At 57.6% G+C, this 13098-nt stretch carries 13 protein-coding genes; 8 read left to right on the top strand and 5 right to left on the bottom strand.

Annotated features, from left to right (window positions below):
- Window positions 1-151: 151 nt before the first annotated feature.
- From DK510_RS10795 to DK510_RS10775, 5 genes are all read left to right on the top strand, one after another.
- Window positions 152-1105, top strand: a complete 954-nt coding sequence (locus DK510_RS10795; protein WP_109312084.1) for a dihydrodipicolinate synthase family protein — start codon at window positions 152-154, stop codon at window positions 1103-1105.
- A gap of 95 nt (window positions 1106-1200) precedes the next feature.
- On the top strand, window positions 1201-1743 hold the full coding sequence (locus tag DK510_RS10790) for a 3-hydroxyanthranilate 3,4-dioxygenase (protein WP_109312083.1): 543 nt from the start codon (window positions 1201-1203) through the stop codon (window positions 1741-1743).
- 24 nt (window positions 1744-1767) lie between these two features.
- On the top strand, window positions 1768-2742 hold the full coding sequence (locus DK510_RS10785) for a TRAP transporter substrate-binding protein (RefSeq protein ID WP_109312081.1): 975 nt from the start codon (window positions 1768-1770) through the stop codon (window positions 2740-2742).
- 63 nt (window positions 2743-2805) lie between these two features.
- On the top strand, window positions 2806-3339 hold the full coding sequence (locus DK510_RS10780) for a TRAP transporter small permease (RefSeq protein ID WP_109312079.1): 534 nt from the start codon (window positions 2806-2808) through the stop codon (window positions 3337-3339).
- Window positions 3336-4595, top strand: a complete 1260-nt coding sequence (locus DK510_RS10775; RefSeq protein ID WP_109312077.1) for a TRAP transporter large permease — start codon at window positions 3336-3338, stop codon at window positions 4593-4595. The genes DK510_RS10780 and DK510_RS10775 overlap by 4 nt, the downstream gene beginning before the upstream one ends.
- Before the next feature lie 103 nt (window positions 4596-4698).
- Here DK510_RS10775 and preA read toward each other — a convergent pair whose 3' ends face one another.
- From preA to DK510_RS10755, 4 genes are all read right to left on the bottom strand, one after another.
- Window positions 4699-6003 (bottom strand): NAD-dependent dihydropyrimidine dehydrogenase subunit PreA, encoded by a 1305-nt coding sequence (preA, locus tag DK510_RS10770; RefSeq protein WP_058277679.1) that lies wholly within the window; start codon window positions 6001-6003, stop codon window positions 4699-4701.
- Window positions 6004-6021: 18 nt separating this feature from the next.
- On the bottom strand, window positions 6022-6858 hold the full coding sequence (locus DK510_RS10765) for a methyltransferase domain-containing protein (protein ID WP_109312076.1): 837 nt from the start codon (window positions 6856-6858) through the stop codon (window positions 6022-6024).
- 46 nt (window positions 6859-6904) lie between these two features.
- Window positions 6905-8239 carry an NAD(P)-dependent oxidoreductase gene (locus tag DK510_RS10760; RefSeq protein WP_109312074.1) on the bottom strand — a complete coding sequence of 445 codons (1335 nt, stop codon included), beginning with the start codon at window positions 8237-8239 and terminating at the stop codon, window positions 6905-6907.
- A gap of 159 nt (window positions 8240-8398) precedes the next feature.
- Window positions 8399-9031, bottom strand: a complete 633-nt coding sequence (locus tag DK510_RS10755) for a cupin domain-containing protein (protein WP_109312072.1) — start codon at window positions 9029-9031, stop codon at window positions 8399-8401.
- Window positions 9032-9198: 167 nt separating this feature from the next.
- Here DK510_RS10755 and DK510_RS10750 point away from each other — a divergent pair, with 167 nt between their 5' ends.
- The 3 genes from DK510_RS10750 (at window position 9199) to DK510_RS10740 (ending at window position 12273) form a co-directional block, all read left to right on the top strand.
- The gene (locus DK510_RS10750; RefSeq protein WP_109312070.1) at window positions 9199-10194 is read left to right on the top strand and encodes a hypothetical protein; all 996 of its coding nucleotides are present in this window, start codon (window positions 9199-9201) and stop codon (window positions 10192-10194) included.
- A 72-nt stretch (window positions 10195-10266) separates the two neighbouring features.
- On the top strand, window positions 10267-11559 hold the full coding sequence (locus tag DK510_RS10745; protein WP_109312068.1) for an O-acetylhomoserine aminocarboxypropyltransferase/cysteine synthase family protein: 1293 nt from the start codon (window positions 10267-10269) through the stop codon (window positions 11557-11559).
- 3 nt (window positions 11560-11562) lie between these two features.
- Entirely contained in the window at window positions 11563-12273 is a 711-nt protein-coding gene (locus DK510_RS10740) for a GNAT family N-acetyltransferase (RefSeq protein WP_109312066.1), read from the top strand.
- A gap of 2 nt (window positions 12274-12275) precedes the next feature.
- Here the strand turns inward: DK510_RS10740 and DK510_RS10735 are convergent, their stop codons facing one another.
- Window positions 12276-12971 (bottom strand): SIMPL domain-containing protein, encoded by a 696-nt coding sequence (locus tag DK510_RS10735; RefSeq protein WP_160116500.1) that lies wholly within the window; start codon window positions 12969-12971, stop codon window positions 12276-12278.
- Window positions 12972-13098 lie beyond the last annotated feature (127 nt).

The raw sequence follows: 13098 nt of genomic DNA, 5'->3' as shown, positions 1-13098 counted from the left end.
ACCTAAACCAGCGCCAAAGAATTCTAAATTGGTATTCTTTGGGTATTCTAATTTCAGATACCCAGTTCCCGGCTTTCGCATTGGATCAAGTGGGGTGATCAGGCTTTGATGGCGACGCCAGAATTGCGCGTTAATCGGAAGGCCCGTTAAAATGAACTACTCCAAGCGCGACGCCAAAGCCTATGCGCGCGAGAACATGACCGGCATCTGGGCCGCAGCCCTGAACCCCTTCAACGATGATTTGTCACTGGATGAGGCCGGGCTGCGGTCAAACATTCGCCACTGGATTGACGATCTGGATATCCAGGGACTGTTCGTGGCAGGCAAGCAGGGCGAGTTCTTTTCGATGAGCCTTGATGAGCGCAAGCGCAATTTTGAGATTGCGGTTGACGAATGCGCGGGCAAAGCCGGTGTGATTGTCTCGGTCTCGGATCAGAACATGGACACGGCGCTGGAACTGGCCCGCCATGCGCAGAATTGTGGGGCCGATTACATCGTCTTGCATGCCCCTGTTCTAAGCTTTGTTCAGGATCGTGGAGAGGTTTTGTACCAGTACTACAAACGGTTCTGCGATGAGCTGGATATCGGGATCGCGATGTGGAGCCACCCGGACAGCGGATACCTGATGCAGCCTGAAGAATGCGCACGGATTGCTGATTTGCCTAACATCGTGGCCATCAAATACTCCGTCCCGCGTGAGATGTATGTGAAACTGACGCATATGGTGGGCGACAAAATTCATGTCTCGACATCGGCTGAACATGAATGGCTGGACAATATTCTGGAACTGGATTGGAAATTGTATCTGTGTTCGTCGCCGCCTTACCAGTTACAGACCAAGAATGATCAGCGCATGAACGAATACACGCGGCTGGCTTTTGCCGGCAAAGCAGATGAGGCGCGCAAGGTGTTTGACAGCCTGAACCCGGTGCGGGACGCGATGAAGCGAACCAAACCTGCAGGCAAACCCACCGCTTTTGGAAAATACTGGCAAGAGCTGCTGGGACAGGTCGGAGGGCGCGTACGGCCCCCAATGCTGGAACTGACCGAGGCGGAAAAAGAGATCATCCGCAAAGGGTTCGCGGAATGCGGCCTGAAGCCATAGCCACATCGATATAAGCAAATCGGATATCTAGATGCGGATAATTTCTTTGCGGTTATGAAAAAACCGGCCAAACTCCTACTAACAGGGAGTGGGACATGTCGAAGTTAAGTGCATTCAACTTTCAGAAATGGATCGACGAACACCGTCACCTGCTGAAGCCGCCGGTCGGCAATCAACAGGTGTGGGAGGATGCCGACCTGATGGTCACCGTCGTCGGCGGGCCGAACAAGCGAACCGACTATCACGACGATCCAGTTGAAGAGTTCTTCTATCAGCTAGAAGGCGACATGGTGCTGAAGCTGTATGACGGAGAGGATTTCTATGACGTTCCGATCCGCGAAGGTGAGATCTTCTTGCTGCCGCCGCATGTGCGCCATTCACCACAAAGACCGCAGGAAGGCTCAATCGGATTGGTGATCGAACCCAAACGGCAAACAGGCGAGCTGGACGCGATCGAATGGTATTGCTTTGAATGCGGCACCCGCGTTCATCGGGCCGAGATGCAATTGCAGTCTATCGTCAAGGACTTGCCGCCGGTCTACGAAAAATTCTATTCATCAGAAGAAGACAGAACATGCCCGAACTGCCAGACCGTGCATCCGGGAAAAGAGCCGCCAGAGGGCTGGGTCACACTCTGAGATGAACAAACAACAGGGAAGAACATGAAACATTTTGCTAAGATCGCCGCTTCGGCTGCAGCGCTTGCTGTGACATCGCTAGCTGCCCATGCAGATGAATTCCGTCTGGGCCTGATCACGCCACCTCCGCATATCTGGACCAAGGCGGCCGAGTCCTTTGGGGCCGAGCTGAACGAAGCCAGCGGTGGTGCCCATACCGTATCTGTATTCCCCGCCCGTCAGTTGGGCAACGAGGCAGAGATGCTGCAACAATTGCAGACTGGCGCGCTGGATATGGCATTCATGACCGTGGCCGAAGTGTCGAACCGCGCACCTGATCTGGGTGCGTTTTATGCACCGTATCTCGCGGATGATATCGGCCACGCGGGGCGCATCCTACGTTCGGATACCGCAAAATCGATGCTGGAACCCCTGCCTGGTCAGGTGGGCGTTGTAGGCCTAGGTTACGGTATGGCCGGGCTGCGCCAGATCGTCAGCCGGGGCGATGTGTCTTCGGCGGAGGACCTGTCTGGTCTGAAACTGCGGATCACGCCGTTTACGCCGATTTTGGATTTCTACAACGCGGTCGGAGCTGCACCAACACCGATGCCGCTGCCTGCAGTCTATGACGCGCTGGCCAATGGGCAGGTCGACGCCATTGATATGGATGCTGAACTGATCTGGGTGCTGAAATACTATGATCACGCCGACACGATCGTTCAATCCGACCACATGATGTTCCCGATGGTCGGGCTGGTCTCGGCCAAAGTCTGGGCGGGACTGTCCGAAGATGACCGCGCGATGATCGGTGAGCTGATGGCCAAGCATGTCGACAGCACCATCGATGCCTATGTTGCCAACGAAGCGAAGTGGCTGGAACAGATCGAGGGAACCGGCAAGGCCTACAAGAAAGTCGATGCCTCATTCTTTGGCGATGCGATTGAGGAATGGAACGGCATCTGGTCTGAAAAAACCTCGTCCCTTGACGCGCTGCGCGAGACTGCGGCAGAAACCAAATAAAGTTGAACGTTTCAAGGAAAGGGCGCAGGTCAATCCTGCGCCCTTTTTCATAGGGGATCGGCGATGTTATACCGGCTGTCTGCAGCGTGGGCGTGGGTTGAGTTATGGTGTGCCGCAGCACTGGCCGTTTGCGTCACCCTATTGATCTTGTTGAATGTCGTGACTCGCACGGCGGGTAACGCCCTGTTCTGGGTGGATGAATTGGCGATCTACGCCATGGTTTGGATGACATTCTTTGGCGCGTCAGCCGCGTTGCACCACCGCAATTCGGTCTCGATCACGATCCTTGCCGATCTGGTTCCACCTCATGTCCGGGCAATAATCCGAAAAGCAGTCGACATCGTTGTCTTCGCGTTTGCAATCGCGATGCTGTGGTTCTGCTGGCGGTGGTTTTTGCCACTGGACATCGCTCGTACAGGGTTCGACGCCGTGGCGTTTCAAGGCAATACGTTCAACTTCATCTATGCCGAACCGACCTCAACCCTCGGGCTTCCGAAGTTTTTGTTTTGGTTCGTGATGTGGCTGTTTGCCTTGGGGGCAACGCTACATTCAACGATGCATCTTCTGACGTGTCCCGGACAAGGGTCACCGGTATGAGCCCGATTGTCTTTCTAGCCACCCTGCTGTTGTCGGTGCCCGTTGCCATCGTGTTGGCTATCAGCGCAATCTGGTACATCTGGGAAAGCGGGAACACGGTTCTGTACGACAGTTTCGCGCAGAAAATGTTTGGCGGGTTGGAAAACTACGGCCTGCTGGCAATCCCGCTGTTCATGCTGACCGGAGAGCTGATGAATGAAGGCGGCATGACACGCCGCCTGGTCGCTTTGGCGCGTGTATTCGTGGGCGGATTCCGGGGCGGGCTCGCCTATATCAACCTGCTGGCGAACATGTTCATGGCCGCCATCATCGGTTCGGCGACCGCACAGATCGCTGTGATGTCCCGCGCCATGGTCCCCGCGATGGAGGAAGAGGGCTATAGCAAGGGCTTCGCCGCTGCCACAACAGCCGCCGGTGGCCTTTTGGCGCCGGTCATCCCGCCGTCAATGATGTTCGTTATCTTTGGCGTTTTGGCGCAGATTCCCATCGGCGACATGTTCATCGCCGGGATCATACCCGGCCTGCTGCTGGCAGGAGCCTTTGCTTTGGTGATCACGCTTGTCGGTTGGTTTCAGCAATTCCCAAAGGGCGTCTGGATGTCCCGCCGCGATGCTCTGCAGGCCCTGATCGCCGCCCTTCCTGCCATGCTGATCCCGGTTTCGATCATCGGCGGTATTCTGTTTGGCATCGCTACGCCGACAGAATCCGCAGCCATCGCTTCGCTGATCGCATTTCTGGTCGGGTGGCTCATTTACGGAGAGCTAAAGCCGCAACATCTGGGCGAGATGTTCAAGCGAACAGCCGCAAACGCATCGATGATCCTGTTCATGATTGCGGCGGCCAGCGTTTTTGGGTGGGTCATCATTTACGAAGAAATACCACAGCAGCTGGCGGGGTTGATCACGTCGATCACATCTAATCCGTTCATGTTTTTACTGATCGTAAATGCTGCACTGCTTTTGGTGGGGATGGTGATCGACGGGATCGCCGCCATCATCCTGATCACGCCCATTTTGTTGCCAATTGCCACTGGGTCCTACGACATCAGCCCCTACCAGTTCGGAGTTGTCGTATGCCTGAACCTTGTTCTTGGCCTGCTTACGCCACCCGTCGGCATTGGCCTCTATATCGCCTCATCCATGAGCGGCACGACCCCCGGAGCAATTCTGAAATCACTTTGGCCGTTCCTGATTGCGGTGGCCGCCGTCTTGATCCTGCTAAGCTATGTCCCAAGCCTGTCGACCTACTTGATCTAGCATAACAGTTGCCGTCACGCGGCTTTGAATGCCCCGTATTGGCCGGTCTGCAACTGTTGAGAGGCCCGTGCTTTCGGGCCCCTTCATGTTTTCAGTACCCGAGTTACTCGGCAGCTTTGGCCATCGGATTGTTTGGATGCGTCGTCCAGTTGGCATAATCACGCTGAACTTCCAGACCGGTCCGCGGATCGACCTCTCCGGCCGTCATTGGCACCATTGAGATGCAGCCGTCGACCGGGCAAACATCCACGCACAGATTACAGGCGACGCATTCGTCATCCATGACCTCGAAAACCCGATCATCGGACATGGAAATCGCCTGGTGGCTGGTGTCTTCGCACGCGGCATAGCAGCGACCGCATTTGATGCACTCGTCCTGATCGATCTTGGCCTTGGCCACGTAGTTCAGGTTCAGGTATTGCCAATCGGTCACGTTTGGAACCGCACGACCGACAATCTCGGACACGTTTGTGTACCCTTTTTCGTCCATCCACTTGGACAGACCTGCGGTCAGTTCGTCGATGATCTTAAAGCCGTAGGTCATAGCAGCCGTGCACACCTGAACGTTACCACAGCCCAGCGAAATGAACTCTGCCGCATCGCGCCATGTGGTCACGCCCCCGATGCCGGAAATCGGCAGGCCATGGGTGGCTTCGGCGCGCGCGATCTCGGACACCATCGACAGGGCAATTGGCTTGACCGCTGGGCCACAATACCCGCCGTGGCTGCCTTTGCCATCAATCGACGGTTCCGGACTGAACGTGTCCAGATCGACGCTGGTGATTGAATTGATCGTGTTGATCAGTGACACTGCATCCGCGCCGCCGTTTTTTGCCGCCTCAGCAGGCTTCCGAACATCGGTGATGTTTGGCGTCAGCTTCACGATCACGGGCCGGTCATAGTATTTCTTACACCAGCGGGTGACCATCTCGATATATTCCGGCACCTGCCCTACTGCTGCGCCCATTCCGCGTTCGCTCATCCCGTGCGGGCAGCCAAAGTTCAGTTCGATCCCATCCGCGCCGGTTTCTTCGACACGCGGCAGGATGGCTTTCCAGGCCTCTTCTTCGCAGGGCACCATGATCGAGGCGATCAGCGCGCGATCCGGGTAGTCGGCTTTAACCCGCGCCATTTCCTCGAGGTTCACCTCAAGCGGGCGATCCGTGATCAGTTCGATGTTGTTCAGACCCAACAATCGACGGTCCGCGCCATAGATCGCGCCGTAGCGCGGCCCGTTTACGTTAACAACCGGCGGCCCCTCGGACCCGAGCGTTTTCCAGACGACTCCGCCCCATCCGGCCTCGAAAGCGCGGCGCACGTTGTATTCCTTGTCCGTCGGCGGCGCTGAGGCCAGCCAGTAAGGATTGGGGCTGGAAATGCCCAGAAAGTTTGTTGTCAGATCGGCCATAGCTTCTCCCTTCCCGGCTCAGCCGGTTTTCTTGAATATCATTTCGGTCGGACGAATGCGCCCGGCCTTGAGGTTCGTGACGTAGTTTTGAAACTTTTCGGGCGCCGTCTCGCCCATCATCAGGTGGATGCCCAGGGGCGGCGGGCCGCTTTCGGCGATGCGCGCGAAGACATCCTCGAAAAACTTCAGCGCGAACTCTGTGCGGTCGGTCTCGGCGGCCAGTTCCAGACCGGCGGCACCCGCGGCGTCCTTGTAGACCTGCGGTGCATGTACAAACGAGGTTTCGGACACCGTTGACCATGGCAGCGGGAAGGACAGCGGTTCGTCCACATCCCCGCCCATCACATCGAACAGGGCAAATGTCCCGCCTGTGGCCAGCGCGCGCGAAACTTCTACGAACAGCCCGGCCTTATCTTTGATGTTCATGCCCACATGCAACATGACGGCAAGATCAAACCCTGCATCCGGCACCGGCATGTCCAAAGCACTTCCGACGTGAAAACTGGCCTTGTCGGAATGCCCGACCAGATCGCTGAGGGCGGTAGCTGTTTCAACGAATTCTGGCGTCAGGTCGACCCCGGTCACGGTCGAGTCATAGCGATCCACGATGTACCGCGACGTCCCACCGATGCCGCAGCCGACATCCAGCACACGGGTCGCGTGGGTCGGTGACAATTGCGCAAACAGGTTGTCTGTCGCCAGAACGCCGCCGGTGTGGAACTCATCCCCCGCCTTCAGATCGGCCACAGTGGCCGCGTCCGGGTCAATCCCACTGGCCTCAAGCGCCGCGCGAACGCGGTCAGTCAAGGCTCCGGTGGTATAGTGTTGGGCAACGGCTTGTTCGATCTGGGACATGGGAATACCTCAGCAGCGAAAGGAATGGGGTGAATACCCCACCCTATCACGAAACCAGAGTTGCGTGGATGTCCATCGCGGCATCACGGCCCTCGGCCACTGCGGTCACGGTCAGGTCTTCGCCTCCCGCCGCACAGTCGCCCCCAGCCCAGACACCCGCCATCGAGGTACGCCCGGCACCAGACACAGCAATCTTGTTGCCGTCGAGCTTCAGCCCTTCCGGCGCGCCGTCCAGCTTTTGGCCAATGGCCTTGAGTACCTGATCTGCAGGCAAGCGGATCATTTCCCCGGTGCCGGTCAGTTGCCCATCATGGCTGGCAGTATACTCCAACTCGATCTCGACCGCGGCCCCGTTTCCATGGATGGCCACAGGTTGCACATTGGTCATGATCTTGACGCCGTGCGAGGCTGCGAGGTCCTGTTCGTACCGGCTGGCCCCCATTGCGTCGCGTCCACGGCGATAGGCAATGGTGACATGTTCGGCACCCAACAGTTTCGACTTCACCGCAGCGTCCACTGCAGTCATGCCGCCGCCGATGACGACCACGTTGCGACCCACGGGCAAATCAACCAGATCAGAGGCCTGACGCACGTCCGAAATGAAATCCACTGCGAAGCGAACACCATCTTTTTCCACCCCGTCGGCGCGCAAGGCATTCACCCCGGCAAGACCAATAGACAGAAACACTGCATCATAGTTCTCGGCCAGCCCTTTCAGCGAGATCCCCTCGCCCAGAACTGAACCGGTCTCAATCGAGATTCCGCCGATTTTCAGCAGCCAGTCGACTTCGGTCTGAGCAAAATCGTTGGTCGATTTATACGCTGCGATCCCGTATTCGTTCAGCCCACCCGGCTTGGGGCGGCTTTCGTGGATCACCACGTCATGCCCAAACATGGCCAGCCGGTGCGCACAGGCCAAACCCGCAGGCCCTGCCCCGATTACGGCAACTGTTTTGCCGGTTGGTGCGGCCCGTTGGAACGGATGACTTCCGCCAACCATCACACTGTCTGTTGCATAGCGCTGAAGACGACCGATTTCGACCGGTGAACCTTCGGCGGTTTCGCGCACGCAGACTTCTTCGCACAGCGTTTCAGTCGGGCAAACGCGGGCGCACATGCCGCCCAGAATGTTCTGCGCCAAAATGGTCTCACCCGCCGCTTCGGGCTGACCAGCCTGAATCTGGCGCATGAACAGCGGAATGTCGATGTCTGTCGGACAGGCTGTGACGCATGGTGCGTCGTAACAAAAATAGCACCGATCCGCTGCCACGGCGGCCTCATGAGGGGCCAGTGGCGGATGCAAATCCGTGAAATTCGAGGTCAGCTCATCGCTGGACAGCCGCCCGGAGACAATGCCGGGGGCAATCTGGCCCTGTGCCATCACTCTACTCCCTGTAGATATGTTTGTTGTGGCCTCAGCTTGCCACAAAGTAATTTTTTATCAAATGGTAAAATTTGCCAATTGGTCAAAAAATGAAAAAACCGGACCAATCGACCCGGTTTTCCTTTGTTTCTGCCTGTTTTTCTTGCAGCGAACGTATCAGACCATCTGAGCCAAATGCCCTATTTTCGTCCAAACACGCGCTCCCGAAGCACCCGCCACGGCGGTAGATCGCGCGCCCGGAGGCAACCTCAGCCAGTCCCAGGTCGTGAAATCCTCGTCAGATTCCCTCAGCGAGCCTTCGATCACAAACAGCTCCATTCCGTGCGACGCGTCCAGATCCAACGCCTCGCCCGCCGCAAGATTGAACACGCGGACATCTTCATGCGCGTCTTTGAACAGTTGAGTATTCCCCTGACCATTGATCGAGCGGCGTACCTCTGTCCGATCATCCGGGTCAAACTGATGCAGCTTCACCAAGATCGTCGCCCCCTCTTTAGCCGAAGGTGTATGCGACGAGGTCGGAGGGTTTCTCACATAACTGCCGACCGGGAAATCTCCGGTTTCGTCCTGAAAAACGCCGTCCAGAACCAGATACTCTTCGCCCCCGTCATGTGTGTGGGCCGAAAACGCGCTGCCCGGAGCAAAACGTACGATTGTCGTTGCGCGGGCAACCTCCTCGCCGATGCGATCCAGCATCTTGCGTTCGACACCGGCGGCGGGGGACGCGATCCATTCATTCTGGTCGAAATGAACTGCAACACGTTTGGTGAAATCTGCGTTGATCCTCATGGGGGCACTCCTGAACGGGGACGTGTCCCTAACATGGGATTGCGCCGACATTTTTCAAATTGCACGCATCGCATCTGGTTTTGACGGGCGCGCCTGCATACTGTACGTCCGACAAGAAACCCGAGCAGCGCCGGACCACGGCACCCACAAGTACTGAAAGTCACCGGATGCAGGCCAGCGCCCCGAAATTCAACATCGTTATCATCGGGCAAAACAACCGTCTGCAATACGAAGCCCTTTTGTTTGCCGCCTCGCTGCGGCACAGCAGCCCTGATTTTTCCGGTCGACTGTTCGTGGCTGTTCCACAACCCGGTCCACGCTGGCCGCAGGACCCTACAATCCAGAACGAGGATCTGCTGAAAGCACTCCGTCAGCTGGATGCCGAGATCTTGCCGTTCGAAAACAAAATATTCGGCGCCAGCTACCCTTATGGCAACAAGATCGAAGCTTTGCTGGCCATGCCCGAGGGTGAGCCCTTTGTGTTTTTCGACAGTGACACACTGATCACCGGCGATCTGACCAGCGTCCCCTTCGACTTTGACCGCCCCGGCGCATCGCTAATGGTCGAAGGAACCTGGCCCAAACCAACCTTGTATGGTCCTGGACTGGATGGGATCTGGAAGGCGCTTTATCAAAGGTTCGGACTGGATTTCGACAGCTCGCTGGATACCAGCCAACCTGTGGATTACTGGCGGCGCTATCTGTACTTCAATGCCGGGTTTTTCTTTCATTCCTGCCCTCACACCTTCGGAAAGCGCTTTCTGGACTATGCCCGCACGATCCGCGACGGCGAAATCTCCGAGATGGCTGGACAGAATTTTGACCCATGGCTGGATCAGGCTGCACTGCCGCTAGTGATCCATTCGTTCGACGGCGGTCGCGATGCCCTGCCTGCGGGCCTTCTGGACGGATCGGTCAGCTGTCATTACCGCCTGTTCCCCCTACTCTACGCCCGTGAAAGCGATCACGCTGTAGAGGTGCTGGAAACCGTGGTTGCGCCAAACCGGGTCAAGAAGGTCCTCAAGGGATATGACCCGATCAAGAAGCTGGTTCTGCAACGGAAGGGTCACAAAATCAGGGATATGTTCGACCGCGAGAACCTTCCCAAACGCGAGCAGGTTATTCGCAACACGATACGCAAGAATGGTCTTTGGATGCGCTGACAGGAATGTTGTCTGCGCGCGCCCAATCGCCTAGAGATTCAGCAACGCACTTTCCAACAGGAGATTTCCAAGATGTCTGACGGCCCCACCTACGGTTTTGATACGCTTCAAATTCACGCGGGCGCCCGGCCCGATCCCGCAACTGGCGCGCGTCAGACACCGATCTATCAGACAACAGCCTATGTGTTCCGCGACGCGGATCACGCGGCTGCCCTGTTCAACCTGCAAGAGGTTGGTTTCATCTATTCCCGCCTGACCAACCCCACCGTGGCCGTTCTGCAGGAACGTGTCGCCACGCTGGAAGGCGGCGTCGGTGCCGTGTGCTGCTCATCAGGCCACGCGGCACAGATCATGGCGCTATTCCCGCTAATGGGGCCCGGTTGCAACGTAGTCGCCTCGACCCGTCTGTATGGCGGTACGGTCACTCAGTTCAGCCAGACCATCAAACGCTTTGGCTGGTCCGCCAAGTTTGTCGACACCGACGATCTGGACGCCGTCAAAGACGCTATCGACGAAAACACCCGTGCGGTGTTCTGCGAATCCATTGCCAACCCCGGCGGCTATGTCACTGACATCCGCGCGCTGGCGGATGTGTCCGATGCGGCGGGCATTCCGCTGATCGTCGACAACACCTCGGCCACGCCTTACTTGTGCCGCCCGATCGAGCATGGCGCGACGCTGGTGGTGCACTCGACTACCAAATACCTGACCGGCAACGGCACCGTCACCGGCGGCTGCATCGTGGATTCGGGCAAGTTCGACTGGTCCGCAAATGATAAGTTCCCCTCGCTCAGCGAACCGGAGCAGGCGTATCACGGGCTTAAATTCCATGAGACGTTTGGCCCACTGGCGTTCACCTTCCACGGCATCGCCATTGGCCTGCGTGATCTGGGCATGACCATGAACCCGCAGGCGGCGCATTACACGCTGATGGGGATCGAGACCCTGTCCCTGCGGATGGAGCGTCACGTCGAAAACGCTCAAAAGATCGCCGCATGGCTCGAGGCAGATGACCGCGTGGAATACGTCACTTATGCCGGGCTGCCGTCTTCGCCCTACAGTGACAGGGTCAAAGCGCACTACAAGAAGGGCGCGGGTGCCCTGTTCACCTTCGCGGTCAAAGGTGGCTATGACGCCTGTATCAAACTGGTCAACGCGCTAGAGATTTTCAGCCACGTGGCCAACCTGGGTGATGCACGGTCGCTAATCATTCACTCGGCTTCGACCACGCACCGGCAGCTGACCCCAGCACAGCAAGAGGCCGCAGGCGCTGGCCCCGGCGTTGTGCGGGTGTCCATTGGTATCGAAGACGCAGATGACCTGATCGCCGATCTTGATCAGGCGCTGGCCAAAGCGTCGGCCTAATCCATGAGCGGGCACAACACCAATGATCTGGGCCAACCCATCGGATTGCCGGTAACGGGCGATTTCCCTCGCCCGACACCACCTTACACGCCGATGGAGGGCCGATATTGTTCCGTTGTCCCGCTTGATGTGAATAGGCATGCGCCCGGGTTATTCCGGGCGTTTGCCAACGACACGGATGGCCACAACTGGACGTACCTTCCCTATGGGCCGTTCGACGGCGAGCGCGAGTTTGAGGATTGGACCCGTGAGACCTGCATGGATTCCGATCCGATGTTCCACACGGTACTGGACAGCAACGATACGCCCGTGGGTATGGCTTCATTCCTGCGGATTGACCCGGCGGCGGGTGCGATTGAGGTGGGACACATCCACTTCTCACCCTTGTTGCAGCGTAGCCCGCAATCGACCGAGACTATGTTCCTGATGATGCAGCGCGTGTTCGATGAGTTGGGCTATCGCCGTTACGAATGGAAGTGCGACACGCTGAACGCGCCGTCCTGTCGCGCGGCCGAGCGTTTGGGCTTTACCTTTGAAGGTATTTTCCGACAGGCCACCCATTACAAAGGTCGCAACCGGGATACGGCGTGGTATTCCATCCTCGACAGCGAATGGCCCCGCATCCGCAGCGCCTTTGAGGATTGGCTCTCGCCGGACAACTTTGACCAGACGGGCCAACAAAGGCAACCTTTGAAGGCCCGCGCAAGCGTCTGAGGTTACTCAGAGATTTCGAATTCCATTGTGACGGTGACCGAAACGGACACCTCGCCACCTGCGACCGGTACACCACCTGCATCCGCAGCGCTGAATTCCCGCATCATGGCCACGGGGCGCGCGCCACCGACCTGTTCGCTGATCTCTTGAACTGGTCCGAGTGTCACGTTAGCCGCCTGTGCCAACTGCTCGGCCTTGGCGGTCGCTTCGGCTACGGCGTTTGCGCGCGCCTGCGCTTGCAGCGGTTTCGGATCCTGTACGCCAAAGCTTAGCCCGCCAAAGTTATTGGCCCCGTCCTGGATGACTGCGTCCATGATTGTACCAAGCTGTGTCAGGTCACGCACGCGCACCACCACTCGGTTCGAGGCGACAAATCCCGAAATTTCGGGCCGGTCGCCGCTTGCGCTGTTACGATTGTTCCAGACCGGCGACAAAGACAAGTCGCGGGTCTGCACATCACGCGTTTCGATGCCAAGCTCCTGCAACCGGCTCAGGACCTGAGACACTGATTCCGAAGTGGCCTTCATCGCGTTCGAAGCCTGCGCGTCTTCATTGGTCACGCCCAGAGTAATAGTCGCCATATCAGGCGCGGCCTGCACGGTTCCCGCCGCGTCAACGGTGATGCGACGTTCTTCCGCATGGGTCATGCCCGCAATTGACATCGTCAGAACTGCAGCTAGAAAAGCGATTTTATTCAAGGTCTTCCCTCCAATTTTCTTTCTCCCAACATGGGGTGGCGAGGGTCTGCCGAACAAGGGGAAAGACCGGCTTTTTCTTTCCCTCGGCGGGATCCTGCTTTAGTGTCACTCTGCGGACGAATGATCG

Source organism: Ruegeria sp. AU67, from assembly GCF_900312795.1.
GTDB classification, from domain to species: domain Bacteria; phylum Pseudomonadota; class Alphaproteobacteria; order Rhodobacterales; family Rhodobacteraceae; genus Ruegeria; species Ruegeria atlantica.
This window is presented reverse-complemented; position numbering and strand designations above follow the sequence as displayed.

What these genes read in the sequence shown, in the direction of transcription:
- DK510_RS10760 (WP_109312074.1), bottom strand. Translation starts at nt 8,239, where the DNA reads ATGGCACAGGGCCAGATTGCCCCCGGCATTGTCTCCGGGCGGCTGTCC.
- DK510_RS10750 (WP_109312070.1), top strand. Translation starts at nt 9,199, where the DNA reads ATGCAGGCCAGCGCCCCGAAATTCAACATCGTTATCATCGGGCAAAAC.
- preA (WP_058277679.1), bottom strand. Translation starts at nt 6,003, where the DNA reads ATGGCCGATCTGACAACAAACTTTCTGGGCATTTCCAGCCCCAATCCT.
- DK510_RS10740 (WP_109312066.1), top strand. Translation starts at nt 11,563, where the DNA reads ATGAGCGGGCACAACACCAATGATCTGGGCCAACCCATCGGATTGCCG.
- DK510_RS10785 (WP_109312081.1), top strand. Translation starts at nt 1,768, where the DNA reads ATGAAACATTTTGCTAAGATCGCCGCTTCGGCTGCAGCGCTTGCTGTG.
- DK510_RS10755 (WP_109312072.1), bottom strand. Translation starts at nt 9,031, where the DNA reads ATGAGGATCAACGCAGATTTCACCAAACGTGTTGCAGTTCATTTCGAC.
- DK510_RS10795 (WP_109312084.1), top strand. Translation starts at nt 152, where the DNA reads ATGAACTACTCCAAGCGCGACGCCAAAGCCTATGCGCGCGAGAACATG.
- DK510_RS10765 (WP_109312076.1), bottom strand. Translation starts at nt 6,858, where the DNA reads ATGTCCCAGATCGAACAAGCCGTTGCCCAACACTATACCACCGGAGCC.
- DK510_RS10775 (WP_109312077.1), top strand. Translation starts at nt 3,336, where the DNA reads ATGAGCCCGATTGTCTTTCTAGCCACCCTGCTGTTGTCGGTGCCCGTT.
- DK510_RS10745 (WP_109312068.1), top strand. Translation starts at nt 10,267, where the DNA reads ATGTCTGACGGCCCCACCTACGGTTTTGATACGCTTCAAATTCACGCG.
- DK510_RS10790 (WP_109312083.1), top strand. Translation starts at nt 1,201, where the DNA reads ATGTCGAAGTTAAGTGCATTCAACTTTCAGAAATGGATCGACGAACAC.
- DK510_RS10780 (WP_109312079.1), top strand. Translation starts at nt 2,806, where the DNA reads ATGTTATACCGGCTGTCTGCAGCGTGGGCGTGGGTTGAGTTATGGTGT.